23 protein-coding genes are annotated in these 25,449 nt (G+C 51.7%); 1 reads left to right on the top strand and 22 read right to left on the bottom strand.

Features of this window, described 5'->3' with window-relative positions; genetic code table 11:
- Nucleotides 1–154: 154 nt before the first annotated feature.
- The gene (locus tag VV089_RS02610; RefSeq protein ID WP_334334856.1) at nucleotides 155–6,565 is read right to left on the bottom strand and encodes a SpaA isopeptide-forming pilin-related protein; all 6,411 of its coding nucleotides are present in this window, start codon (nucleotides 6,563–6,565) and stop codon (nucleotides 155–157) included.
- Nucleotides 6,566–6,616: 51 nt separating this feature from the next.
- Nucleotides 6,617–7,768 carry a hypothetical protein gene (locus tag VV089_RS02605; protein ID WP_334334855.1) on the bottom strand — a complete coding sequence of 384 codons (1,152 nt, stop codon included), beginning with the start codon at nucleotides 7,766–7,768 and terminating at the stop codon, nucleotides 6,617–6,619.
- Between the two features lie 627 nt (nucleotides 7,769–8,395).
- Between VV089_RS02605 and VV089_RS02600 the strand changes: the two genes are divergently transcribed.
- Complete coding sequence (locus VV089_RS02600) at nucleotides 8,396–9,469, top strand: PucR family transcriptional regulator (RefSeq protein WP_334334854.1); 1,074 nt, start codon at nucleotides 8,396–8,398, stop codon at nucleotides 9,467–9,469.
- 145 nt (nucleotides 9,470–9,614) lie between these two features.
- Here VV089_RS02600 and VV089_RS02595 read toward each other — a convergent pair whose 3' ends face one another.
- The 20 genes from VV089_RS02595 to VV089_RS02500 form a co-directional block, all read right to left on the bottom strand.
- A complete protein-coding gene (locus tag VV089_RS02595; protein ID WP_172542936.1) occupies nucleotides 9,615–10,241 on the bottom strand; it encodes a DUF1836 domain-containing protein in 627 nt (208 codons plus the stop codon).
- Nucleotides 10,242–10,373: 132 nt separating this feature from the next.
- Nucleotides 10,374–11,504, bottom strand: a complete 1,131-nt coding sequence (tgt, locus tag VV089_RS02590; protein WP_334334853.1) for a tRNA guanosine(34) transglycosylase Tgt — start codon at nucleotides 11,502–11,504, stop codon at nucleotides 10,374–10,376.
- 36 nt (nucleotides 11,505–11,540) lie between these two features.
- On the bottom strand, nucleotides 11,541–12,662 hold the full coding sequence (gene aroC, locus VV089_RS02585; protein ID WP_334334852.1) for a chorismate synthase: 1,122 nt from the start codon (nucleotides 12,660–12,662) through the stop codon (nucleotides 11,541–11,543).
- A gap of 213 nt (nucleotides 12,663–12,875) precedes the next feature.
- Nucleotides 12,876–13,559, bottom strand: coding sequence for a SpoIIIAH-like family protein (locus tag VV089_RS02580; RefSeq protein WP_172542933.1), 684 nt, complete (start codon nucleotides 13,557–13,559; stop codon nucleotides 12,876–12,878).
- A complete protein-coding gene (gene spoIIIAG, locus VV089_RS02575) occupies nucleotides 13,556–14,173 on the bottom strand; it encodes a stage III sporulation protein AG (RefSeq protein WP_172542932.1) in 618 nt (205 codons plus the stop codon). The genes VV089_RS02580 and spoIIIAG overlap by 4 nt, the downstream gene beginning before the upstream one ends.
- Nucleotides 14,124–14,522 (bottom strand): stage III sporulation protein AF, encoded by a 399-nt coding sequence (locus tag VV089_RS02570; protein ID WP_172542931.1) that lies wholly within the window; start codon nucleotides 14,520–14,522, stop codon nucleotides 14,124–14,126. The genes spoIIIAG and VV089_RS02570 overlap by 50 nt, the downstream gene beginning before the upstream one ends.
- A gap of 26 nt (nucleotides 14,523–14,548) precedes the next feature.
- The gene (locus tag VV089_RS02565; protein WP_334334851.1) at nucleotides 14,549–15,664 is read right to left on the bottom strand and encodes a stage III sporulation protein AE; all 1,116 of its coding nucleotides are present in this window, start codon (nucleotides 15,662–15,664) and stop codon (nucleotides 14,549–14,551) included.
- A gap of 2 nt (nucleotides 15,665–15,666) precedes the next feature.
- Entirely contained in the window at nucleotides 15,667–16,050 is a 384-nt protein-coding gene (locus VV089_RS02560) for a SpoIIIAC/SpoIIIAD family protein (RefSeq protein WP_172542929.1), read from the bottom strand.
- Nucleotides 16,051–16,193: 143 nt separating this feature from the next.
- Nucleotides 16,194–16,388: a stage III sporulation protein AC gene (gene spoIIIAC, locus VV089_RS02555; protein ID WP_160564500.1), complete on the bottom strand. Its 195-nt coding sequence runs from the start codon at nucleotides 16,386–16,388 to the stop codon at nucleotides 16,194–16,196.
- Between the two features lie 13 nt (nucleotides 16,389–16,401).
- The gene (locus VV089_RS02550; RefSeq protein WP_172542928.1) at nucleotides 16,402–16,920 is read right to left on the bottom strand and encodes a stage III sporulation protein AB; all 519 of its coding nucleotides are present in this window, start codon (nucleotides 16,918–16,920) and stop codon (nucleotides 16,402–16,404) included.
- Nucleotides 16,917–17,858: a stage III sporulation protein AA gene (gene spoIIIAA, locus VV089_RS02545; RefSeq protein ID WP_334334850.1), complete on the bottom strand. Its 942-nt coding sequence runs from the start codon at nucleotides 17,856–17,858 to the stop codon at nucleotides 16,917–16,919. Before spoIIIAA ends, VV089_RS02550 begins: the two co-directional genes overlap by 4 nt.
- Nucleotides 17,859–18,169: 311 nt before the next feature.
- Nucleotides 18,170–19,003, bottom strand: a complete 834-nt coding sequence (locus VV089_RS02540; RefSeq protein WP_334334849.1) for a metallophosphoesterase — start codon at nucleotides 19,001–19,003, stop codon at nucleotides 18,170–18,172.
- A gap of 109 nt (nucleotides 19,004–19,112) precedes the next feature.
- The gene (locus VV089_RS02535) at nucleotides 19,113–19,952 is read right to left on the bottom strand and encodes a M15 family metallopeptidase (protein WP_334334848.1); all 840 of its coding nucleotides are present in this window, start codon (nucleotides 19,950–19,952) and stop codon (nucleotides 19,113–19,115) included.
- A 5-nt stretch (nucleotides 19,953–19,957) separates the two neighbouring features.
- The gene (gene asd, locus VV089_RS02530; protein WP_334334847.1) at nucleotides 19,958–21,046 is read right to left on the bottom strand and encodes an aspartate-semialdehyde dehydrogenase; all 1,089 of its coding nucleotides are present in this window, start codon (nucleotides 21,044–21,046) and stop codon (nucleotides 19,958–19,960) included.
- Nucleotides 21,047–21,211: 165 nt separating this feature from the next.
- Nucleotides 21,212–21,508, bottom strand: a complete 297-nt coding sequence (locus VV089_RS02525; protein ID WP_172542924.1) for a Txe/YoeB family addiction module toxin — start codon at nucleotides 21,506–21,508, stop codon at nucleotides 21,212–21,214.
- Nucleotides 21,509–21,763: a type II toxin-antitoxin system Phd/YefM family antitoxin gene (locus VV089_RS02520; protein ID WP_172542923.1), complete on the bottom strand. Its 255-nt coding sequence runs from the start codon at nucleotides 21,761–21,763 to the stop codon at nucleotides 21,509–21,511.
- Between the two features lie 59 nt (nucleotides 21,764–21,822).
- On the bottom strand, nucleotides 21,823–22,635 hold the full coding sequence (locus VV089_RS02515; protein ID WP_334334846.1) for an RnfABCDGE type electron transport complex subunit B: 813 nt from the start codon (nucleotides 22,633–22,635) through the stop codon (nucleotides 21,823–21,825).
- Between the two features lie 6 nt (nucleotides 22,636–22,641).
- Nucleotides 22,642–23,217 (bottom strand): electron transport complex protein RnfA, encoded by a 576-nt coding sequence (locus VV089_RS02510; protein ID WP_172542921.1) that lies wholly within the window; start codon nucleotides 23,215–23,217, stop codon nucleotides 22,642–22,644.
- Nucleotides 23,214–23,894 carry an electron transport complex subunit RsxE gene (gene rsxE, locus VV089_RS02505; RefSeq protein WP_172542920.1) on the bottom strand — a complete coding sequence of 227 codons (681 nt, stop codon included), beginning with the start codon at nucleotides 23,892–23,894 and terminating at the stop codon, nucleotides 23,214–23,216. Before rsxE ends, VV089_RS02510 begins: the two co-directional genes overlap by 4 nt.
- A 12-nt stretch (nucleotides 23,895–23,906) precedes the next feature.
- Nucleotides 23,907–25,445, bottom strand: a complete 1,539-nt coding sequence (locus VV089_RS02500) for an RnfABCDGE type electron transport complex subunit D (RefSeq protein WP_334334845.1) — start codon at nucleotides 25,443–25,445, stop codon at nucleotides 23,907–23,909.
- Between the last annotated feature and the right edge of the window lie 4 nt (nucleotides 25,446–25,449).

Genomic DNA, 25,449 nt, shown 5'->3' with positions numbered 1-25,449 from the left:
TCTAACACATTACCTCCTCTATCGTACAGTATAAACCTTCCCTTTCTGACAGCTTTTCTATCTCTTCCCCCATTCTGCTTCCTATAACTGCCCTATCATATTCCCGGCCGTATCCTTATGATACGGCCGGAATAATCATTCTGCTGCCTGTTTCTTAAGAATCCTCTCTCTTATTCCTCTTTCTCCGGTTTCGAATGAGGCCGCCTGCAATCCCAGCCGCAGCACAGCTCATAAGCAGAACCCACAAAAGAATCTCTGCCCGATCCCCTGTCCTGGGGGCAAGCATCCGAAGCAGCGCGCTTCCGTCGTCTGCCTGGGGATTCTCCACTACCTTCACACGCTGTACGCTTTCAGGCTTAGGAGGATTGGCTTCCTGTTCCTTTACCTTCTTCACAATCTCTTCAATCCGCTTTCCTTCTTCCTCCGGCCCTACCGTGTCCACGATCTCGTATCCCGGTTCTTCCTCTGTCACCGCCGGATAGCTGTTCACGCTCTTAGAATAGAGCTTTGTGAGGACGGCCGCCTCATCCCGGTGCACCACGCCGGCCTGCATTCCCGTCACCTCTATCTCGTTGGGGATGCTTCCCTTGGCCCCTGCATGGCTTTTCACCATATAAGCCGGGGCCTCTTCTCTGCTGAAGCCTCCGTCCACTGTCCCGTAGCGCATCCGGAAAGCCTGGATATGCTCCCCCTCCCCGGCCAGCTCCTCCGGAACCGTAAGATGATGGTTGGTCTTTGTATCCAGATCCTCCGCCCAGAGAACCCAGTCCTCATCCTTGTTTGTCTGGTATTCCACGCTGTAGGTGAGTTCCTGGTTGTAGGTTCCCGTCCAGAGCTCTGTGGGCCATACCTGGTCTGACAGGCTGTCTGTAAGGGTGAAGTGCTCCAGAGGATATTCTGTATTGTTCTTCACCACATTTACCGTGCTCTTGTAGATATCTCCGGCCTGGGTCAGCGCTATGGTAGATTCATCCACGCTCACCATGGCGGCCAGTATCTGGGCCGGATCATTTTTTATTACTCCCGAAAAAGCGGCCAGGGCGCTCTGATCCCTTCTATTATAAGAAGCGTCTATCTCTATGGGTTCATCATTCAGCCTATAGCCCACAGGAGCGGACAGCTCCTTCACATAGTACCGGGCATGGGGCAGATCCGGTGCAAAAACAGCCTCCTTGATCTCCCCGTTCCCAGCAAGGGTGGTTTCTGCCGTGGCAATCAGCGTATCTGCCTTGAGGATCCGCTTCCCCTGGTATCCTTCGATATCCTCTGCCGCATACAGGCCGAACACGGCTCCTGCAAGAGCCTGCTCATTCTGCGCATCCTGCTTGGCTATGCTGATATGCACCTTCTGGCGGGGATTCGTATAGGCAGTATCCCGGTAAATCACCGGAATCTCCTGGCCTGCATAAGCGATCTCAATCTCCCGGGGCACAGCATTCTCTTCACTCAGTGCAAAGCCTTCTCCGGCTGCAGTCTGTGTTACTGTATACTTTCCTAAGGGAAGTCCCTCCGGGATATCTGTCCCTTCTTTGTCCTTCTGCCCCGTCCAGGTCTTTCCGGCCGTGTCTGTGGACAGCGTTGTTACCAGCTCACCTTTTTCGTACAGCTTCTCTGCGTTCGCTCCTCCTTCCGGCGAATAGATATCCTCCGCCGCCCGGATCTCAAACTCTGCGCCTTCTATGGGCTTCATTTCATATTGAAATACATAATCCCGGTAGGAAGTCAGCTCCTTCTCGCTTATGCCTTCCTCATCCTCCGTTTTCACAAAGATTCCTGCCAGATAGCCGAAGAAGCTCTCTATCACATCCCCCAGGCGGTTTAAAATGGTGCTGCCCTCCTGTTTTGCGGATGTGAGCTGTTCTCCCTCTGCATAAATGGAGATCTTGCCCACTGCCGGATCGTTGCTCTGTCTGGCCAGAACCACAAAGGCACCGACGCCTTCGTCATAATGGGCCTCACTGGAGGATACCACGAATCTTGCCCGTCCCTTGGGCGCCGCTGTCCACATGCCGTCCGCCTCTCGTTCGTAGAAGGTATGGTTCTCTGCACTGGTTTCTTTTGTATCCTTGGCGATAACTCCTTCTTTTCCCTGCAGGATATAGCCTTCCGGGGCTTTAAGCTCCTCCAGCTCGTAGATGCCGCTTGGCAGCTTGGCCGGAGTTTCGATATAGACATTGCAGGTCTCGTCTGTTTCCCCTTCCACATGCTTTGTGGTAAAAGGCCTGTCCTTTGTGCCCGTCCATGCGCCCTGGCTGTACTGAACCACCAGATCCCCGTATTTCAGCTTGTAGGCCGCCTTCTGGGCCGTCGTCATTTCCCTGGTGTAATAGTCAAACCAGGCGCCTTCCACATCGTGAATTACATAGGCTGCGCCCTCCTCAAGGACAGGCTTGTTACGGAAGGTATCGTATTTTACAATCCGTACCAGAGACATAATCGGCCGGTCCATAAGAATCTCCAAATCAGAACGTTCCTCTCCTTTCCCGTCTCCGTCTATCACCGCATCCTCATCGTCGCCTGTGATTGTGACGGCTATGGGCCGGGTGGCAACGGCATTCTTCGGCACTGTCGTTTCTATAATCAGATAGCGCCCGTAAGGAAGCCTGGGCGTAGTTACCACGCCCTTTTCATCCGCCTCGATTTCCGCCGCCAGGTAGGCGTTCTCATTCCCGCTGTCCGCCAGGTATTCTGTCCCGTCGGAATACTGCACCTTCTTCACAAGCCGTCCGCTGCTTACATCCGGGGAATCCTTCTCCTCGTAGATTACTGCCGGCCTTACGCTGCGAAATGCCTCATAGCCCAGGGTCTGTGTATTCCGGTAATCGTCAATCACGGCCTGGGGCAGCTCCTCATCCGTCAGATGCATATATTTTCCATCCGCCACATCAGAGAGCAGGTAGATGCTGAATTTCGCCCCCTTCATGGGCTCCAGCTTGTCGGCATTGTCCGCCCCTGTGACCTTATAGAAGGAAACCGCCTGCTTTTTCACCTGCTCATAGACAGAATAATCTGTAATCTCTACAACTGCCTTCTTTTCTCCCTGATACGCAATCTCAAAGGGATACGTCTTGGGATCCACAAGATAGCCCTCGCTGGCCGTCTCCTCCTTCAGATAGTAACGGCCGATTTCCAGGCCCTCCACCGCAAGCTCCGCCCCGGCAGCTGTCTTCATTACCGCCGTGCCGCCTGTATCATACCGGTAGGTGCGGATTCCGTCACCGCTGCTCACAAAGCGCACCTTCACCTCGGCATCCTTTGCATAAAGCACGCCGGTGGTTCCGTCCTGATGAAGGATATCCTCTGCCGCATACAGACGGTATGCGGCTCCTGCCAGGCTTGCGTCTCCCTGGGGAAGCGTCTCCCCTCTTTCCAGATCCTTCTTGGAAAATGCCAGCCGCCCCAGAACTCTTGTATCGCCGAAGGTTCCGTCCGCCTGGTTGGATACCTCCACAGTTGACTTATTCTCTGCCCCGTCTGGGGAAATCGCAAAATCATATACGTTTTTGTCTGCATCCGTGGAACTGTCCGTGACGCCGGACGCATCCTTCCAATCGCCGAAATACCCTTCCGGCGCCCTGGTTTCTATAATGCGGAACCTTCCCTGGTTGTCCCGGGAATAATAGAGCCAGGACGGGGTTGTATACGTCCCCCTGCTCCCTTGTGAAAGCGTCATTCCGGTTCCGGCTCCCTCCATGGTTCCCGTTTCATGGGGCTTTGCGCCTGCATCCGTCGTTCCCAGATACGGCACATAGTCTTTGCGCTTCTCACTCCAGGCATACACGGAAAAAACGGCTCCGCTTAAGGGATTTCCCGTCTCCCGATCCACCTTCCGGATCCGTGCCTTTACTTTAAAGGGCTCGTTGTACAGCTGGGTGTCTATTACCACGCCCCCGTCCGTTCCCGATGCTTTCTGGCTTACAACGCTGTCAAGCTGGCAGTAAAACTGCGGAACACTCTCGGTTACCTCATACCGGACGGCACGTCCGTTCTCGTCATACTTGATCAGCGGCTTCTTACTACCGTCGGGCATTAACCGGTATGTAAATTCATAACGCCAGTTTTTCGACCCATTGGTTACAGCATTGTTTACCTGGAGGGAGCGGCTCTGCCCCGGCAGGGTGCGCATCAGCCGGACGGTGATGCTGTCCGGTCTGGATCCGGATACCGTCCAGTGCTTTTCTCCTGTAAAATGAACGGTTCCGTATTTAAGCTTTGGCGTAATCACTCCCGTCTCCCGGCCTTCTTCATTATAAATGCCGCCTTTGATCCGGTAGGTTACAACAGCCCCTGCCTTCCCGGGCGTGTTCTGGATATCCCCGGGCGTCGCCCCCGGCGTGTCCCGGTTGGTGGGATACAAGGCATCGGAGAGCAGGAAACGGTAGGCATCCTTTAGCTTCAGCTTCACGGTGCAGCTATAAGTCTTTCCTGCGCCTTCCGGGATATTCCATACCAGCCGTCCGGTGTTCTTATTAAGGCTTACATTCTGGATTCCTCCGGCTGCACTTAAAACCTCAACAGGCTCCCAGTAATCTGTTTCAATCTGATCCGTAAGAACCTTGCTGACTGCTCTTACCTCGCCGCCCTTCTTGTCGATATTGAACAGGGTCTCAGCAAAAGCAGATCCGCCGCCGCCGGAAAAAGAAAGATTCTGCCAGAAGCTTGCCGTGTGGGCGCTGCTTGTGGCCAGCTCCCTCAAAAACCGCGTGCCTTCGGAATCGGGGGTCATGCCTACAGCCAGGGTGAAAAGCTCTGTATTGGGCAGGGATTTCACCTGGCCTGCAAGGGCTTTCACTTCATTCAGATTGTCGTCGCCGCACATACCATCGGATATAAATATCACCTTGGTGTAGACATCCTTGTGCCTGCTGTCCGAAGCGTTCCGCTGGCTGATGATGCGGTATGCTTCCTTCAAAGACTCCTTGTAATAGGTTCCGGAATAGGTCTGCACTGCATTGACCGCATTTTTCACCTGGTTATAGTTTTCCGTCAGCCCGACGTAATTATAAAGTCCCTGATCCCTTTTATCTCCCGATGCAATATATGGGCCTGCAAAAGACCAGAAGGCTACCCTTGATCTGTTTTTGGATGCCGGGATGTCTTTATTCTGCTGCTCAATCCTGGTCAGCAGCTCGCCAATTCCTTGTTTTGCCATTGTAAGCCTGTCCTGGCATCCGTTTCCATAGACAGGGGAAATGCTCTGCTCTGAGGAATTGTAATGATTATTCCAGAATTTCGGCGAGCTTGGCAGGTCGGAAAACCAGTGGCCGGAATGAAGGGCATACCCGGTACGGTGATCCACAAGCTTTAACCGCACATCTCCCCTCATATAAAAATGCTGAGGATTGATACATGGCGAATTCGAGTTCTGAAACTTTACCGACTGACCGCCGCCCTCCCAGGTAGATTCATTCAAAGACATGGTTCTTGTGCGATCCAGAATGATAATGTAATCCACCGGTGTATTGCTGTAATCCGAGGTGTCCTTTTCCGTGATAGTCAGCTCCGCATAGCCGTCCTCAATATCTGTCCACCTGGCGGACTTCCCAAGCTCCACATCCGGCTCATTGTCCTTTTTCGTGGAAGAGGTATTCCCCTGCCAGTCGCCGTTGATGCTCAGATCCTCGCCGGAAAGATTTCCATAATCAATGGCCTCCCGTTCATACAGCACAAGCTCCACATCCTCATCCGGCATGGAAAATGAAAGCGAATCCCCCTTTACCACAAACTCCACCTCTCCGGAAGCCGAAGCTATATCTGCCTCCCAGAGCTTATCGCCGGTATTCGTTACCGAAACCGTAACCTCCGCGCCCTCATAAAGGACTTCCGGGGAAACCTCTGCCGATAAACGGGCGCTGGGCTCCTTCAGCTCATCCAGGCAGGTAATCCGCACATTTCTTATGTGTCTTGCCGATGCCGCAAGCTCCATATCGCTCTCGGCAGCCTCAAAAGAGACTGCAACTGCACCTGCCTCATCCGGCCCCTGGATCTCCAGTTCAAGCTCCGTCCCTTCTGCGTCCCTTACAACAATGCTCTCTGCAAGAACCACGTACCCCTCCTCCGGTGTCAGCGTGGCAGTGATAACCTGTCCAGCAGTGAATTCCTCACAGTCAAAAGCAGCGCTTAGATTCTCCACAACCGCCGTCAGCTGAAGCTCCGCATCCAATTCTTTATCCGATCCCTCACCTGGCTCCTTATCCGTTTCTTTATCTGATTCCTCACCTGGCTCCCTATCTGTTTCCTTATCCGATTCTCCACCAGGTTCTTCATCTGTTTCTTTATTCAATTCTCCGCCAGGCTCCTTCTCTGTTTCTTCATCCAATTCCATACCCGGCTTCTTATCTGATTCCTTATCTGTCCCCTCCCCCAGCTCCCTGCCGGCATTCTCATTCGTATTCTCATCGGCCTTTAACTGCTCCACTGCTTCTTCTGTACTTACAATCTTCTTCGTATATCCTGCATTTACTGCCGCGGCAGATATATCCGCTCCAAAAGAGCCCGTCAGAATCGCCATCGCCAGGAAAAACGCCGCCGCCCTTTTTCCAATCCTATACTTCTTTCCTCTCATTCACCAAAATCCTTTCCAAAATCCCGTTCCCAAAGTACAACTCATCACATCTCATTCAATCACCGAAAACAGAACCACATCCTTCAGCTTCCGGGTAATCATCCGCCCATCCGGGCATTCAATATCCAGAATCCCGACCCTGCTGCGCTTCCGGAAATACTCGGACATCTTAATCTTATACTTTCCAATCTCCGCCCTCTCCGTCAGGAATTCCGACAAAACAGCCACATAGTGATCCTTCCGGTACTTCAGGCGGATTCGGCCAATCCTCTTATAACCGCCGCTGTACAAAGCCGTATAAATAGGAGCCGTATGAAAAAACACATACCACAATACCGCCGCCAGAAGTCCCGCAACAGCCACAACGGCCGCACCTGCGGCAAAAGCTCCTCCCGGCAGTCCCAGAGGCACAGCCTCATCCTCAATATCAAACAGCCCAAAGTCCTGCTCCCCTTCCGGTTCCTCTTCTGGTTCTCTTCCCGTCTCCTCCTCTGCCGCCATCGGCACAGTCTCATCCTCAACACGCTCCGTACCTTCCGTTCCTGCTTCTTCCATTTGGACGCCTTCCCCCTCTGCCAGAGCAGTCCCCTGCCCCGGGAAAACATTCCTTACCGCTTCGGCTCCGCTCGCTTCATTCACCACAGGCGGATTCCGATACTCATAGAGATACTCCACCACCGGAGACTGAATACTCGATTCAATCGGATGCCCCGTATAAGTCATCACAGCCTCCCAGGCCGCATCATAATCCACCTTATATTTACTCAGGCCCCCATACCAGCACAAAGCCTCATACTTCAGAGGCATCCCCTCCCCGCTCTCCTCCGTAACCTTATAACTCACATACAAAAGCTCACAAGAAACATCCCCCTCCATCTCCGTCATCGGAATACGCTCCAGATCATTATCCGGCAGTCCCCCAATCACCTTCGTAACCGTAACCAGCTCAGCCCCCTCCGCCGAATCCGTCCGGACCGTCCGCAGCGAAAGAGAATCCTCATCCAAAACATACAGCACATTCCCATCCACCTCATACCGCGGAATCGCCGTCACCCCTCCCGCCGGAAGAATCACCGTCTTCGTAAGCACATCCCCCTCAACCACCCTCTGCTCCCCTTCCTGCCAGGCATCCGCTCCATAAACATTCATCCCAAAGGCCAAAACCATAAACACCCCCGCCAAAAACCAACATCTCTTCATCAAACAACAACTACTCCTTTCCTTTAAACTAAAATCTCAAAAAACAAAGTGGAATAAAAAAAGAATCCGGACAGATCTCACAGGAAGCAGGGAGGAATTCCCCGAATCTCCGAATGATATGTTATGTCCTTGGCATATACCATAACCCATTTTCCAAAAATTGTCAACCATTTCCACCCAAAAAAAGTAAAAATTTGCTATTACCCACTCCATGACCAATACCAAATTTTTACCACTACCAAGACCTCAGCCATGCTGCACAGCTATCGCCCCTCTGCTGTTTCCAATATCCAGGTGTCCGGCTGTTCGCGCACAGACTGTCTGATATGTACGGACATTGACCCCACCACAAAAAACATCCCAGTCCCCAAAAAGGTCAATGTACGCACAGAGCAGACAGTCTGTACGCGAACCGTCCGAACACCGGATATGGAAACAGCAGAGGGGCGATAGCTGTGCAGCATGGCTGACCACCACCACCCCCCCCCCCAATTTGTGAAAAAAATCAAATCCCCCCAGATACTCTTTACATTTCCTCCAAAAAAACTTATAATATAACCCATAAAACACCAACTTTTTGTGCAACCTGGCAGAACCAGCACAAAAAAACAGATTTAGGGGGACTGACCTATGATTTCCAACCAGATAATACAGACATCCATAGACGACTTACGCGGAATAACACGAATCAACCTATGCGTACTAGACGTAAACGGCAGCCTGGCCGCATCCACATTCGAGCCCTCAGAGATATCCAAAGACATACTCAGCGCATTCGCCGGTTCCCCGGCTGAAAGCCAGAGTTTCCAGGGATGCCATTTTTTCAAAATATACGATGAAGGACAATTAAGCTACATTCTGCTGACAAAAGGCACCGGCGACGACGCTTACATGATCGGCAAGGTCGCCGTAAAACAGCTCGAAGGCCTTATCATCGCCTACAAGCAGCGTTTCGACCGCAATAACTTCATCCAGAACCTGCTCCTTGACAACCTTCTCCTGGTAGACATCAACAACCAGGCCAAAAAGCTGCACATCAACCAGGACACCCTGAGAGTGGTATACCTGGTAGAAACCCAGACGGCAGAGGACGTAATCGCCATGGAATCTGTACGAGGCGCATTTGCGCCGGATTCCCAGGATGTAATCACAGCCGTGGATGAAAAAAACGTGGTAGTGGTAAAAGAACTCACCGACCAGGACGACTACGAAACCCTGGACAAAACCGCCCGTCTTCTGGCCGGCATGCTGAGCACGGTGCGCGTATCCTACGGAACCATCGTAAGCCAGCTTAAGGACGTGTCCAAATCCTACAAGGAAGCCCGGCTGGCTCTGGAAGTGGGAGAAATCTTCTACCCGGAAAAAATCGTAGTCGCCTACCATACCCTGGGGCTCGGCCGTCTGATATACCAGCTTCCCCTGTCCCTGTGTAAGATGTTTATGGTAGAGGTTCTGGGGGAGAACCTGCCAAGTACCTTTGACGAAGAGACGCTCTCAACCATAGAAAAGTTCTTTGAAAATAATCTGAATGTTTCCGAGACGGCCCGGCAGCTCTTTGTCCACCGCAATACCCTGGTGTACCGCTTAGAGAAGCTGGAAAAGACCACCGGACTGGACATCCGCGTCTTTGAAAATGCCCTGGTATTCCAAATTGCCCTTATGGTGGCCCGTTATATGGAATATCTGGAAACAAAGGAGCTGTAAAAACAGCCTTTTGGGATTTTGCTTGTCCGGCAAGCACGACTGCGGACGAAAAAAGCAAAAAAGGGGACAGACAGGAGTAACATTTCCTGGCTGTCCCTGTTTTTTGTATTTGATTACTGTGGGGCTTTGACTTATGTCCAGCTGACTATGAAGCTTCGCTCCCTTTTTTCTTCCCTTTCTTTTCCGAACCCGGAAGCCGATCAATCAGCTTCTCTATCACATGCTTTTTCACATACACATCAAAGCTGAGCATGCAGATAAAGGAAAACATCTCCAAAAAATCCTTATCCTCCTCAGAGGCTTCGCTGAAGGTCTCCCCGGCTGTCTCATATTTGGAAACAAGATCTGCTTTCAATGCCTCGATCTGCTTTTTCTCCAGACTGAATACTTCCGTATAGATCCGCTCCAGCTGAATGGCATGATCCGTGTGGAAATACTTCTCCGTCAGCGGCGCAAACAGGCTTTGAATATCGCTGATAGATAAAATATTCTTAAAGTAATAGATAAATACAAGTAAAAGCAGATGCTCCTTGGAATACTTTTTCTTCTCCGGAGGGGGAAGCAGGTGATTCTTTGCATAATTATTGATCATGGTTTTTGTAAGGATCTTGTCCTCTTCATAGCGCTTGGAGGAACCAAGCTGCCGATCCATAAACGTCGTAACCTGATCCATATATAAATCAATCCCCGGCACATCCTCCGGACGGATATAGTCTATCTTATCCAGGCCTTCCAAAATGTTTTTCAAAATATTCTGTATATCCATTGTCATATAATCACCTCATAGCTCATTATATAGTATTTAAAACTATATGACAAGTAGCAAATATTCTAATTTTATATTACTGCTCACTTTGGGTTACTGTCACTTTGCGGCCAGTAACACGCTTCGCTGGATTTTTGTCTATATCTCTCCATTCATCCGCCCGAGCTTTTCTTTTTTGTAAGCGCCGTAGCGTCCTTCCTCAATGGCTGAGCGGATCTCGGTCATCATCGTATTGTAGAAATACAGGTTGTGGAGCACGCAGAGCCGCATGCCCAGCATTTCCTTTGCCTTCAGAAGATGCCGGATATAAGCCCGGCTGTACCGCCGGCAGGCCGGACACTGGCAGCCTTCCTCAATGGGCCTCTCGTCCAGCTCATACTTGGCGTTAAAGAGATTGATCTTCCCGTAGTTGGTATACAGGTGTCCGTGACGGCCGTTCCGGCTGGGATACACGCAGTCAAAAAAGTCCACGCCCCGCTCCACGGCCTCCAGGATATTGGCCGGCGTTCCCACTCCCATCAGATAGGTAGGCTTGTCCTTTGGCAGATAAGGCACTGTCTCTTCGATGATATGGTACATTTCCTCATGGCTCTCACCTACAGCCAGGCCGCCGATGGCATAGCCGTCCAAATCCATCTCCGCTATCTGCTTCGCATGCTCAATCCGGATATCGGCAAAAATCGCCCCCTGGTTGATGCCGAAAAGAAGCTGTTCCCGGTTGATGGTATCCGGCAGACTGTTAAGCCGCTTCATTTCCGCCTTGCAGCGTCCCAGCCACCGGGTTGTCCGGGCCACGGAACGCTCCACATAATCCCGTTCCGCCAGGGCCGGGGCGCACTCATCAAAGGCCATGGCAATAGTGGAGGCCAGGTTGGACTGAATCTGCATACTCTCCTCCGGACCCATAAAGATCTTCCGGCCGTCCACATGAGAGTGAAAGTATACGCCCTCCTCCTTGATTTTGCGCAGAGAAGCCAGAGAAAATACCTGGAATCCGCCTGAATCCGTGAGAATGGGCTTGCCCCAGGCCATAAATTTGTGCAGGCCGCCCAGCTTTTTTACTATCTCATCTCCCGGGCGCACATGGAGATGGTAGGTGTTGGACAGCTCAATCTGCGTGCCTATCCCCTCTAGATCCGATGTGGCAACCGCTCCTTTGATGGCTGCCGCTGTTCCCACATTCATAAAAACCGGCGTCTGAACCACGCCGTGTACTGTGGTCAGCTCCGCTCTCTTTGCATTTCCGTCTTCTTTTAAAATCCGATACATTAATTATAACCTCTTTTCTATTCCAGTTCCGTAATATTACTGTTCCGGTTCCGTAATATCCCGTCCCCAGATTTTTTGCAAATATTCCATCCGCGCGCCCATTCCCTCCAGGAGGGCATCTGCCAGGACAAGCGCTGCCATGGACTCTACCACTACCACGGCTCTCGGCACAATCACCGGGTCGTGGCGTCCCCGGATGCTGATCTCAATATTTTCTCCATTTTGATTGACTGTGCGCTGCTTCGACGAGATGGAAGGGGTGGGCTTGACTGCCGCCCGGAATACCAGCCCGCTTCCGTCGCTGATCCCCCCGAGAACGCCGCCTGCATGGTTTGTCTCCTTGGATATTCCCGTCTCCCGGCTAACAAAGGCATCGTTGTTGGCGCTGCCCTTTGCCCTGGCCGCTTCAAAGCCGTCTCCTATCTCAAATCCCTTGACGGCTCCGATGGACAGCACCGCCTTCGCCAGATTGGCGTCCAGCTTGTCAAAGCAGGGCTCTCCCAGACCGGCTGGAAGTCCGCGGACTACGCACTCAATTACGCCGCCGGAGGAATCCTCCTCCTCCATACAGGTCTTAAGATAAGCCGCCGCTTCCTCTGCAGCCCTGGCATCAGGCATAAAAAATGCATTTTCCCAGATGGCTTCCTCCGAAAAATGCGCCCGGTCTATCTTCACCGGGCCAATGGCACAGGCATAGGCAGTGAGACTGATGCCCAGCTCCTTTAAAAGCTTTGCGGCAATGGCTCCCGCCGCCACCCGTCCGATGGTCTCCCGGCCCGAGGAGCGTCCGCCGCCCCGGTAGTCGCGAAAGCCGTATTTCTGGTCAAAAGTATAATCCGCATGTCCGGGACGGTAGTAAGAGGCAATCTCACGGTAGTCTCCGGAACGCTGGGAGGTATTGGGCACCAACAGAGAAATCGGCGTTCCTGTTGTCTTTCCTTCAAAAACACCTGAGAGAATCTCCACCTGATCCGCCTCTGTCCGGCTGGTGGTATACCGGGACTGCCCCGGCTTTCTCCGGTTCAGATACTGCTGGATATCTGCTTCTGTAAGAGGAAGTCCTGCCGGACAGCCGTCCACTGCCACGCCGATGGCCTTTCCGTGGGACTCCCCCCAGGTTGAGATACGAAAATATTTTCCAAATATAGATCCTGCCATAGCTGCTCCTGTTCTGTCTTCTGTTCTAAAAAATCTTCTACTATCATAGCGGACTTTTTCCCATTCGTCAAATACTCTTCTGCAATTATTGCAGCATTAATATTCAATTCCCGGCCAGTGCTTAGACATGGTATAACAAAAGAGCCGGACTCCCTTAAGAATCCGGCCCTGTTACGATTCACTTTGCGGCCAGTACTGGCCCTCTTTTACGGCTTACTCCGCTTCCGCCATAGGCGTAATCACAATATTCTCCCCAGAGATTCCGGTCTTGCGCTTCACAATGTCTTCAATCTGTGCGCGGCCTGCATCGTCGATCTCCGTCATATTCACAACCACATCCGCCTGCCCGTCCGTGATGCTCACCACCACATCCTCAAAGCCCTTGGCCTGCAGCAGAATCTCTGCAGCGGATTCCCGCTCTGCAACGTCAGTCAGAGCAATCATGCTGTCAATGGCCTCCTGCTTCTGGGCGTCGGAAATATTCGTGTTGTTGATGACCTCCAGAAGAATTTCCTTATTCCTGGAGCGAAGCTGCTCTCTGGTCACCTTCGCCTCGGCGGAAAAGCCTACCCCGGAAGCGGAATTCGCCAGCACGGCTTCTCCCGGATTCTCGTCCTCTCCAAGCTCTGCTGTATCCAGATCCGCTGCATCCTGGTCAAGACTTGCAATGTCGCCCTCTGCGAACTGCAGCTCCTCCAGTCCTGTCTGGGCGTACAGATCCTCTGCGGAAATATCCGCCGCAATGTTGTCCTCATCTTCTTTTGCAGCTGCGTCTGAGCCTGCCGTAATGCTGGCAGAGTCAAGCTTTGTTCCGGAATAGTTTAAGTACCCTGCTACCGCGATCATAATAGCCAGCGCGGTAATGATCATCTGGTTTTTCTTGAATATGTTTTTCACTTTGAACCCTCCATCTTCATTATTTTTATTTTATGTGCCTCCACAGGAAATAATGCCTCAACTGCCTCCAGAATATTCTGTTTTACCTGGGCATTTCCTCCGCCCTCTGCAATCACAATCACGCCCTCCACCCTGGGCTCCAGCTCCTGCACAACATAGGGGGTCCTTTTCCCATCCCCGTTTTCCTCATAAACCGTCGTCTCCTCCCGTTCGTTTTCCTGTGTGATTCGATTTCCCCCCTGGGAATCCGCCTCCTCCACCCTCTGGCTCCGGGAAGGCGCATCCTTCTCCACCACCTTTTCCGAGGACGACTGTAAAGTAATCATCACTTCCACCCGGCCTACGCCCTCCACCTTCTGCAAAACCTCCTTTAAGCGTTCCTCCTGCTGCCGCTCATAGGAGCTTTCCGAAAATGCTTCCTCTGTCCCCTTTAGGGCTTCCCCGTTATGACCGTCCTCCTCCCCCTGGGGATTTTTTTCCTTCTTCGGCTCTGACGGTATGGCTATCACCAGCAGAAGGACACCGAAAAGCAGGAGAATCAACAGCTGATCCTTCTTGGGCTTTTTAATCTTCTTTTTGTTCTCCGATTTCAATATGGATTTCAGAAATTCCACTGTCCTCTCCTTCCTCCTTTTCTTCTTCCTGCTGTTCCTCCTTTAAGCCCTCTGCCTCGTCCCTTGCTTCATAGAGCTTTTCCTCCAGGCGCCTTTGATACTCCTCCTCCACAGCCTCCTGTTTCTTGAGGAATTCCTGGAGTTCCCGGTCATAGGTCTGTCTGGCGTAAATCTCATCCAACTGCCGATCCAGCCCAAGGGCTGACAAAAAAGGAGACATGACAAGTATCATCAGAACAATTCCCATAAAAAACTGTAAGTATTTCCTCTGATTTTTCTCCGGCAGCACATGGAGCACCACCACCATCAGCAGGGTGTAAAACGCAATGTCCTGTATCCATCCAAACAATAGCTCTTTTATCTTTCACTCCTCCTTTACCCCCTCACCGACACAGTAACCACCGCTATGGTGAGCATAAACAGCACCGCCGTTGTGAACACCACCCGGAACAGCAGGCGGATTCCCTCCCCCACCCCGGCCACGCAGCCTGTCATCCGCTTATCCGACACAGGCTGGAGAAGAGCCGCAGCCATCTCCAGAATCAGCATCAGCATTCCAAGCTTCGCCAGGGGCGTCAGGCAGATGAGTACAATCACCACTAAGGCCGCGACGCCGATGCCGTTTTTTATGAGAACGGAAGAGCCGAGAACCACATCTGTCACAGAGCCGGCGATGTTGCCGATGCCGGGAATCATTTCTGCCGCCCGGGTAAACAATGTTGTTTTCAAGGAATCCACAGCCGGATTCAGGATCCCCTGGATGGTGTTAAAGCCAATGACTACCGCAAGCATGGATTTTAGAAGCCAGATGGTTGTCTTGGAGGCCATTTCCTTCATCTGAGACAGATATTCCTCCTTGGTGAGGTGATTCACAAAGACAAGAATCACATGCACCTGTATCAGCGCCATGAGCCCGTTTTGTATCAGCCTTTGGATAAAATAAATCAGCCCCAGGAAAAACTCGTAGAACACCAGGGCCGTAGTGCTGCCCGAGGCCATGGTCACAGCCAGGCAGAAGGCCGGAACCAGCACATTCATAAAATCCTGAATTCCCATGAGCACCTCCCTGGTGATCTCCATGGCGCCGGAAAATATCTGTAAAAGAATCAGAAACAGCATCAGGTAGGTAATCTCAAAGCTCACCTCCGCAATCTGCTGATTATGGAAAATATTTGAAAAGTTGGACATCAGGGCCGCCGCTATGCCCAGCAGCAGAATGGAGAGTAAAACATGCCTCTCGGTGCGCCAGTTATTTCCCATCTGCTCTGCCGCCGCCGTCACAAAGCCCTCCAGGGTAAAGGGCTGCTCTCCCTTTAAAAGCTCCATCACCGTATTCTCAAACTGAAATTCCCCTCCCAGGATCTCGTCCACCGACTGCTCAATCTCGTCAAAATCAAGCTCCTCCACCATGGAGAGATCCTCTGCCTGTGCCTGTATGGGCGGACAGAAGCCCCAGAGCAGGATACCAAATATCAAACAGCAGATTTTCATAGTCATGTCCCCAGAAACCCACGGATGGTTTCCAAAAGAGCCGTGATAATCGGCATGCTGACAGCCAGAATGGAGAGCTTGCTGAACACCCCGATCTGTCCGGCGATGGCCCCATAGCCTGCGTCCCGGCAGATATCCGCGGCAAATTCCGCTATGTAGGTGATGCCGATAATTTTAAGCAGCGCCTGAATGTAGGTGCTCTGGATGGAAATAGAGCTCTGTATCAGCTTTACGCTCTCCACCACCACCTCGAGCTTCTCCGCTGCCAGAAGCAGCAGAAACACGCTGGTGGCAATGCTGAGATAGACGGAAAATTCCGGTTTTACTGCTTTTATCTGAAGCGCCAGTAGAACACCGGCAATTCCAACCATGGCTGCCTGCAGCATATGACATGACCTCCTATTCCAGTTTTATTCCAGTTCCGTAATATCCCTCACAGTGCACTGATATGAAATCAATTTCCAGCCGCAGAAAACCTGCGTCTGTAAATCGATTTGTGCACTGTGAAGGATATTACTGTTTTGTCTAATCACAATGCGAAAAGTCTCTGCATGGTATCGAATAAGTCAAAAATATAAGGCAGAATCCAGAACAGCACCAGCACCAGGCCCGCGAGGCTGGTGAGAAAGGCCTGCTCCTCCCGGCCGCTGTGCTTGAGAATCTGGCTCAGCACGGACACGAGGATTCCGACCGCCGCAATTTTAAATATGAGATTGACGCTCATAGCTTCCTCCCATTTACACCAGAAGGATGACCAGGAAGATACCTCCGGCCACTCCCAGGCTCTGGTACAATTTCTGCTTTGTTCTGGCCGCCTCCTGGGCCTCCCGGATGCCAAGCTCCAGCTGCTCCAGGTAAAGATCAATGGATGACAGCTGCATTTCCAGATCCAGGTATCCTAAAACCTCGCCTAATCCCCCAAGCTGCTCCTTGTCCTCTCTTTTCAGATGGGTGCCTGACAGCCTGGTCTTGATCCGCTCCTGCCACAGCTCCCCAAAGCTTCCCTTTCCCGGATTTCCCATCTGCTCTGCCAGTTCCTCCAGAAAGCTTCCGAAAGGCTCCCTCATACGGACGGCAATGCTTGCAAATGCCTCCGGCAGAGGGGTTTTCGTATATTTAATCTCTCCCCGCAGCATGTAAATCATCTGTTTTAACATCCGAAGCTCCATACACCGCCCCTTTAAGTCATTGCCGAAGCTGACGCCGATTCCTGCCGCCGAAGCCAGAATCAGCAAGGCGCCGATTCCCTTTATCATAGAACGCTCCCCCTTTCATCCAAGATCTTCCAAACCGTTCCCGGCCCCATGCCATAGCCCATAATCACATAGCGCTCAAAAATCTGCTCTTCAACCAGTCTTTTAAGAAGAGGCTTGGAACGGATATCCTCAAGAGAGCTTCCGTGAACCGTGGCAAGAAGACGGCAGCCGCAGAACAGCGCTGTCTCCATGGCCCGGATGTCTTCCTCCCGGCCTATCTCATCCACCGCCAGAACCTCCGGAGCCATAGAACGGATCAGCATCATCATTCCCTCCGCCTTGGGGCAGGCGTCCATTACATCTGTGCGGATTCCCACGTCATTGGCCGGAATCCCCTGGAAGCAGCCGCAGATCTCAGACCGCTCGTCCACCACTCCCACCGTGCTGCCCTTAAGACCCTTTGTCCCGTTGGAAATCTGCCGGACGAGATCTCGCAGAAGGGTGGTCTTTCCGCCCCGGGGAGGCGAGATAATCAAGGTATGCTTCAGCCCTGTCTCATCATAGAGAAAAGGCAGTACCTTGTCCCCGCAGCCGATGATCTGATGAGACAGGCGGAGGTTAAGGCAGGAAATATAACGGATGCTCTTCACCTTGTCCCCCTCCAGGACGGCTTTTCCCGACACCCCCAGACGGTGTCCCCCCTGCAGGGTGAGGTAGCCCTGTTTCAGTTCATCCTCATAGGCATAGAGGGAATATTTCCCCACAAGCTCCATGGTTTCCCGGAGCTCCTTTTGCGTCACGCTCCAGGCTCTCTCCGGCTCTTTTAAGACCTCCCCCTGCCCAGAGAGAAAATATTCCCCACCGCCCATACGGAGCAGAAAGGGCTTATGAGCCCTTAAGCGTATCTCCTGGAGCTGTTCAAAATCAATCTCTGCCTGCTCTAACATCTCCCGGATATGCCCGGGGAAAAAATGTATGATTTCATCCTTGTCCTTCATTTTTACCTAGTCTCCTCCCCGAAACACCTGTGCGGCAGTCCGGTTATCTGAACTGTTACAAGTATATGAGGGCAGGGGCAAAAAAAGACTAGCCTATGGAAATTTTCGGAATATAGGAGCGTCCTTGTTCCGGGTCATGCTCTCTTGAATTGTACAGGCGATGGATTGCAGATGGAAAAAATTTCTTTGAAAAAGCTCCTTAACCAGCGCAGAAAATGATAAAAAAAGAACAACAACGAAAAAAGCTGTGGGAACAGCCCCGATAAAAAGCGGCTATTATCCCACAGCTTATTCATAAGTAAAGAATTATTTTAAGGCTCCAAGTTCACCACAACCAGCTCCGGCCGGTTGAAAATCCTTGGGATCGGGGTGCTTTCCCTTGCCAGCCCACGGCTTACAATCATAGTCATATCGCCGCTCGCATACCTTCCTCCGGCATATTTAGGAAACATGCCCTGATCCGGTGCAAAAACTCCGTTGATAATCCCGGGAAGCCGCCACTGGCCTCCGTGCGCATGGCCGGACAGAACCAGATCAAAATTATATGCCCCATAGATGTCTATCCACTCCGGCCGGTGGGCCAGCAGAATCGTATAAAATCCATTGTCAGCCGTATGCTCCAATTCTTGAAGCTGCTCTTCTGTCCCTGCCGTTGAATCCGTATATCTTATAACATCCGGATCGGAAATTCCGCAGATATTGATGCACTGCCCCCGAATCCCTATGGTCTCACTCGTTCCACTCAAAACCGTCACACCATAAGCCCGGAACAAATCCAGAATATCGTCAATCCGGTTGCTCCAGTACTCATGGTTTCCTGTCACATAATAACAGGGATATCGCTCTGCAATCCCTTTTAGGAGAGCCTCTGTATTGTCATTCGGAATCTTATCATCACAGATATCGCCGCCCAGCAGAATCACATCCGGCTTTTGTCTGTCAATGGCCTCAATAAGCGTTTTCTGCCCCTCACCATAATTACAGGAATGCAGATCCGTTACCAGAACCACCCGGAGAGGAATGCTTATTTTATCTGAACAGACAGTATAAGTTCTAATCTTAAGCCTTGTGTCAAAGGCAGCCAGTAAAATCAGTAAAATCCCCAACAGCACTGCTGCAAAAACAACTTTTCTCCGCCGGTTCACCGACCTCCTCCTTCCCATCCAAATCCGCTGTACACAGTCCATGATATGCAGACCCGATATCCGTTTTCCAACTCAATAAACGCTGATATCGGGCAGGAACTACATTTCGTTACTCCGAAATCTGAAAATGCTGATAATCCTTCAAGCTCTTCCAGTCTCCTCCCCAGGTAAAACCATGCTGGGAAAAAAGCTGCCAGCACAGATCCCCGTCCTTTCCGATCTTGTGAGGGAAGTCCGCCTCTCGATCTGCATAAGGCTCGCTGCCTTCGGGAGAAATGTGCTCCACGCCCCCGGGATAAGTCACATAGGGATTGTAAAAAGGATTGATATCAATGGCAAGCCCGTATGCATGACGGGAAAGCTTTTTACTCCCTTCCACAACCCGGTAATTAAAGGCGGATGTGTTGTTGTCAAGAAGGGAGGCATGATCATCTCCGCCGTAATCATCAATCAACCGCATCTTTTCAATCTGATACCCGTTTTCGTAAAGGGTCTGGAAAATCTCCAGTATTGTATCTGCAATGGATGCGTGGACGATAAGCTCTCCCACATGGGTCTGCTCGTCAAAGCCCACGTACAAAAGCCGAAGGTAGCGCAGATCCGCAAGAGCAATGTCCTCATTTTCCACATAAGAGACACCATCCATCCTGGCAAATACCTCCTGTGGAATCTCCTGTGCGTAAAAAAGGGACGAAATCTCTTCCCCGGTCAGCTCCTGCTCCACCACCGTTCCGGACATGCAGGTGCGGTAATCCGGCTCTTCCTCTTCCGGCTCCTCAAGCCCGGCATCTTCCAAGCCCATATTTTCTGAGCCCGCATTTTCCAGGCCAGCCTCCTGCTCCTGCCTGCTCTCAGTTTTCGCTTCATTTTTATCCTGCCGGCAGCTGCACAGCAGGCAAATGGCCATTCCTATAACAGAAATGACCATTTTGATAGAATTTCCCTTCATCTTATTTAACCTTTCGCCCGAATATATCCTTGTGCCTTCAAAAACTCTGCGCAGAGAACAGATCCGCCGGCCGCACCCCGGACAGTGTTATGGGAAAGACCCACAAACTTCCAGTCATAGACATGATCCTCACGGATTCTTCCGATGGAAATCCCCATCCCCTTCTCAAAGTCCACATCCAGCTTCACCTGAGGACGGTTATCTTCCTCCATATACTGGATAAACTGCTTCGGCGCGCTGGGCAGTTCAAGCTCCTGGGGCAGTCCCCGGTAGCTGGTAAGCTTCTCTATCAGCTGTTCCTTTGTAGCTTTTTTGCGGAACTTCACAAACACGGCCGCCGTGTGGCCGTTAAGCACAGGAACACGGATGCACTGGCAGGTGATAACCGGCTCCTTGGCAAGCTTAATCTCACCGTCCTCACAGGTTCCCAGAACACGTAAGGGCTCCTTCTCGCTCTTCTCCTCCTCGCCGCCGATGTAAGGTATCACATTCTCCACCATCTCCGGCCAATCCTTAAAGGTCTTTCCGGCTCCGGAAATTGCCTGGTATGTAGTCGCCACTACCTCATAGGGCTCAAACTCCTCCCAAGCCTTCAGGGCCGGGGTGTAAGACTGAATGGAGCAATTGGGCTTCACGGCTATAAAGCCTCTCTTCGTTCCCAGACGCTTCTTCTGCTCCTCGATAATCTTCACATGCTCCGGATTGATCTCCGGAATGATCATAGGTACGTCCGGAGTCCAGCGGTGAGCGCTGTTGTTGGAAACTACCGGGGTCTCGGTCTTTGCGTAGGCTTCCTCGATGGCCTTGATCTCGTCCTTGGTCATATCAACAGCGCTGAATACAAAGTCCACCTCCGCGGCAACCTTCTCCACCTCGTTTACATTCATAACGATAAGCTTCTTCACGGCCTCCGGCATGGGGGTGTCCATCTTCCAGCGGCCGCCCACAGCCTCCTCGTAGGTCTTGCCGGCGCTTCTTCCGCTTGCCGCAATTACCGTAGTCTCGAACCAGGGATGGTTCTCCAGCAGGGAAATAAAACGCTGCCCAACCATTCCGGTGCCTCCTAAGATTCCAACTCTCAATCTGTCACTCATTTTTCATATTCTCCTCTTGATCCCTCTGATGTACGGTATCCCAAATCCGCCGCAGGCCGGAAAACACAGCCTGCTAAAGCTTCCCTGGATTACCGCTGTTTTTCTATGTATCCTATCGCATTTTTTGGGAAAATGCAAGTATTTATTTTCTCACATCTGCCCACCTTATCTAACCGCATCATAATGTGACCACATACGAATAACCTTTATTGTTCCTTCATATGCTGTCCCGTCAATAACCGCAGGCTCATTATATACTTGATAAACCAATCTATGCTGAATATTAATTCTTCTGGAATAATAACCATTTAAATTTCCCACCAGTCCCTCATATGGCGGCGGATTTTGAAAAGGATTCTCCGCTATCATATCCAGCAAGGTTTTTGCTTTTAAAACAAGCCCGGCTCCTTTTAGCAGCTTTTTATCCTTGTCTGCCCGTTTACTAAATCTAATGATATACATTTACCATTCCTCATCCGGATTATATACGGAACATTCTTCTAACGGCTCTTTTCCTGCCTCGATAATACTCTCTGCCATACCCGGTATAGAATTTAAATATAAGGTCTCCTGAATCGCATTCCAATCCTCTTCTGATATGAGAACAGCATTTTTCCCACGATTATTCGTAATTGTAATCGGCTGGCTGCTGCTGTTAACCTCAGATAGTATTTGATATATATTTTCCCTTGCCTTTGTCACACTAATTGCAGTCATGCTGTCATCTCCTTTTTATCGCATTATAACGTACGTATTTACGTACGTCAATAATACATTTAAACTTTCTGGCACATCACAGGCCGCACAATCGCTTTCGCCGGGCACTTCTCCATGCACTTCTCACAGCCCACGCATTTATCATAATCAATCTGGGCCAGATTATTCTCTACCTGGATGGCCTCTGTCTCACACTGCCTGGTACAGAGCTTACACCCAAGACAGCCTGCCGCGCATACCTTCTTAACCTCCGGCCCTCTCGCCTTGCTGGAGCAGGCAACGGCAGCCTTCGCATCGCTGCGGATCAGCTCAATGAGGTTCTTGGGACAGACAGCGACACAGCGGCCGCAGCCCGTGCATTTCTCCGGGTCAACCACTGCCGCGCCCTCCTTTACATGGATGGCGTCAAAGGCACAGGCTTCTACGCAGGAGCCAAAGCCGAGACAGCCGTAGTCGCATTCCCATACCGGCAGGCCGGACAGAACTGCAGATCGGCAGTCGCGGATTCCTACATAATTGCATTTCACGGAGGTTTTCCCACAGGTTCCGGCGCAGCGGACAAAGGCTCTTTTCTTCACGGTCTGAACGCTGTCTACTCCCATAATCGCACTGATTTCCCGGATGGCCTTCTCATTGCAGACCGGACAGACATTTACCTCCGCCTCTCCTCTTACAATGGCGGCCGCAGCCGCATCACAGCCGGCCTGGCCGCAGCCGCCGCAGTTATTTCCCGGCAGGCACTCCCGGACAAGGGCTTCTCTCTCGTCCACCTCCACATAGAACTTTTTCCCGGCCGCCACCAACGCAGCGCCAATCAAAAGCCCGATCACTCCCACAATAAGAGTCGCTATTACAATTCCCTGCATTTCCATTCCCCCTTATGATAAACCGCCGAATCCCATGAACGCAATCGCCATCAGCACCGCACACAGCAGTACAATCGGAGCTCCGCGCAAGGGCGCAGGAATCGCATCCTCGTCAATCCGCTCCCGGATACCGGCCAGAAGCACAATGGCAACCGTGTAGCCCACAGCCGTTCCAAAGCCTGCCAGAACGCTCTCCAGCAGGTTGTAGCCGTTCTGTACATTGGTCAGCGCCACGCCCAGTACCGCACAGTTCGTCGTAATCAGCGGCAGATAGATGCCGAGGGCCTGATAAACAGCCCGTGAGGTTTTCTTTAGGAACATCTCCACCAGCTGCACCAAGGCCGCAATCACCAGAATAAATACAATCGTCTTAAGATACGTAAGGTTCAAAGGAAGCAGAACAAAGTCATACAAAAGACTGGCTACCGCAGAGGAAATGGTAATAACGAAGATCACCGCTCCCCCCAGGCTTGCAGAGGTCTTAATCTGCCTGGACACGCCCAGGAAGGAACAGATGCCCAGAAACTGATTCAGCACCACATTGTTAATCAGCGCCGTTGAAATCACAATCATAATCAGGGAAGTCATTTTTCAGTTCCTCCTTCCTTTGTGCCGCAGGATTGCGCACATGAGGCACAGCAGCCGTCGCAGCCCTCCACTACCTTATTTGCCCGGGTATTGATATGTACTGCATTCATAATCATCACAATAATCATCAGCACCAGAAACGCTCCCGGCGCCTTGATGAAAATGGCAATGGGCGGAAAGGCATCCGGCATCACTTCAAAGCCAAAGGCCGTGCCCGCTCCCAAAAGCTCCCGGACAAGGCCAATCACCGTCAGCGCAATGGTAAAGCCAAGCCCCATTCCAATGCCGTCCATTGCAGAGAGCACAGGCGGATTCTTAGAGGCAAAAGCCTCCGCCCTTCCCAGGATAATACAATTCACCACAATCAGAGGAATGTAGATTCCAAGCGCGCTGTAAAGCGCCGGAAGGTAAGCCTCCGTCAAAAGCTCCACCACCGTAACCAGGGAAGCCACAATCACAATGTATGCCGGAAGCCGGACTTCATCGGGAATCACCTTTCTAAGAAGGGAAATCACCAGATTGGATACGACCAGCACCGCCAGGGTAGATACCCCCATGCCGAATCCGTTGACAGCCGAGGTGGTAACCGCCAGGGTGGGACACATGCCGAGCATCAGCACCAAAGCCGGATTTTCCTTTAAAATACCATTATAAATACGCTCCATACATGGTTTCATTTCGTTCCCCCCTTATTTGATGTGTGTACCAAAGAAATCCAGAGCCGCATTGACCGCATTCACCACCGCTCCTGAGGAGGTGGAGGCCCCGGACACTGTGTCAATCTCATTGTCTGCTGTGGAACCGCCCGCCTTGTTCAAGGTAAACCGCTCCACATTCACCCCGGCAAACTGACTCTTAAATGCCTCCTCTTTGCAGAGCATACCCATACCGGCCGTCTCATTGATCTCCGTAAAGGCAATGCCGTTGACCGTGCCGTCTGCCAGAATGCACACGGACATGGTAATATTGCCCTCGAAGCCGTCTCCGGTTGTGACGCTGATCACATACCCCACCGGAGAGCCGCCTGCGTCCACGCCCACGGCTGCCTCATTGATATAGGCTTTGCCAAAGTCTGTGCCGTAAACCCCGCCGTCCAAAGCTTCAATGGCACTGTTTATCTTCTCATCCGAGGTAAAGTCCGCAGCTTCGGGACATACTTCCCGGTAGGAGGCCGCCTTTGCCTCTGCCTTCTGCACTGCAATCTGATCCTCTGTCATCACGTACACGCTGCTTAAGGCCGCTCCTGCAATCAGCGTAATCACACAGAGAATCACGGCGGATTTCGGAATTCCCTTCTTTCCCTTTGAGGGCTTTCTCAGGCCGTAGGGCACGGGAACGGAGATTTCGTCAATCAGGGGAACTGCCATATTTGCAATGATAATGGCGTAGCTGGCGGAATCCGGCGCACTTCCGTACACCCGGAAAATTCCGCTTAAGATACCGATGAGGCTGCCGAAAATCAACTGTCCTTTCGGCGTTACCGGACTGGTCACCGGGTCTGTTGCCATAAACAGAGCCCCCATCACAATGCCGCCGGACACCAGGTGAAGCACGATAAATTCAAAATCCAGCCCATGTCCGCCGAACAATGCCAGGAACACAGAGAAGGATACCAGGACTGCCAGGGGAATTTCATAGGTAATAGCCCGGACTGCCAGAAGATAGATACCGCCGATACACAGGGCAAGTATAGAGCTTCCGATGACGCCGTTTCCAAAACCTAAGAAGGTTTCCGCCACATTTACCGTCTGCCCGGAGGCAAGAGCCTCCAGAGGAGTTGCCGAGCTCATTCCGTCCAGGGAAAAATCAGCTACCACGCCGCTGAAGGAAATCAGCAGAAAGCACCTTCCTGCCAGGGCCGGGTTCATAAAATTATGTCCGATGCCGCCGAAGAAGCATTTTACAAACAATATAGCAAAGATGCTTCCCAGACAAGGTACGTAAAGGGGCTCATAAGCCGGAAGGCAGAGTGCAAGAAGAAGCCCTGTGACGACTGCGCTCCCGTCCTTTACCGTATTGGGCCGGCCGGCAATGCGGTCAAACAGGTATTCTGTCAACACGGCAGACAGAACGGAAGCCGCAATCACAAGAAAGGCTCCTGTTCCGTACCGGAAGATGCCGAATACAGCAGCCGGCATCAAGGAGAGAATCACCTGATACATGGCTTTGCCTGTGGTCAGCTTGTTTCTTACATGCGGACTGGAAGAAACATAATATAATCCATTCATTGTA

Origin of the sequence: Candidatus Merdisoma sp. JLR.KK011 (assembly GCF_036941125.1) — a bacterium.
Taxonomy (GTDB): Bacteria; Bacillota; Clostridia; order Lachnospirales; family Lachnospiraceae; genus Laedolimicola.
This window is presented reverse-complemented; position numbering and strand designations above follow the sequence as displayed.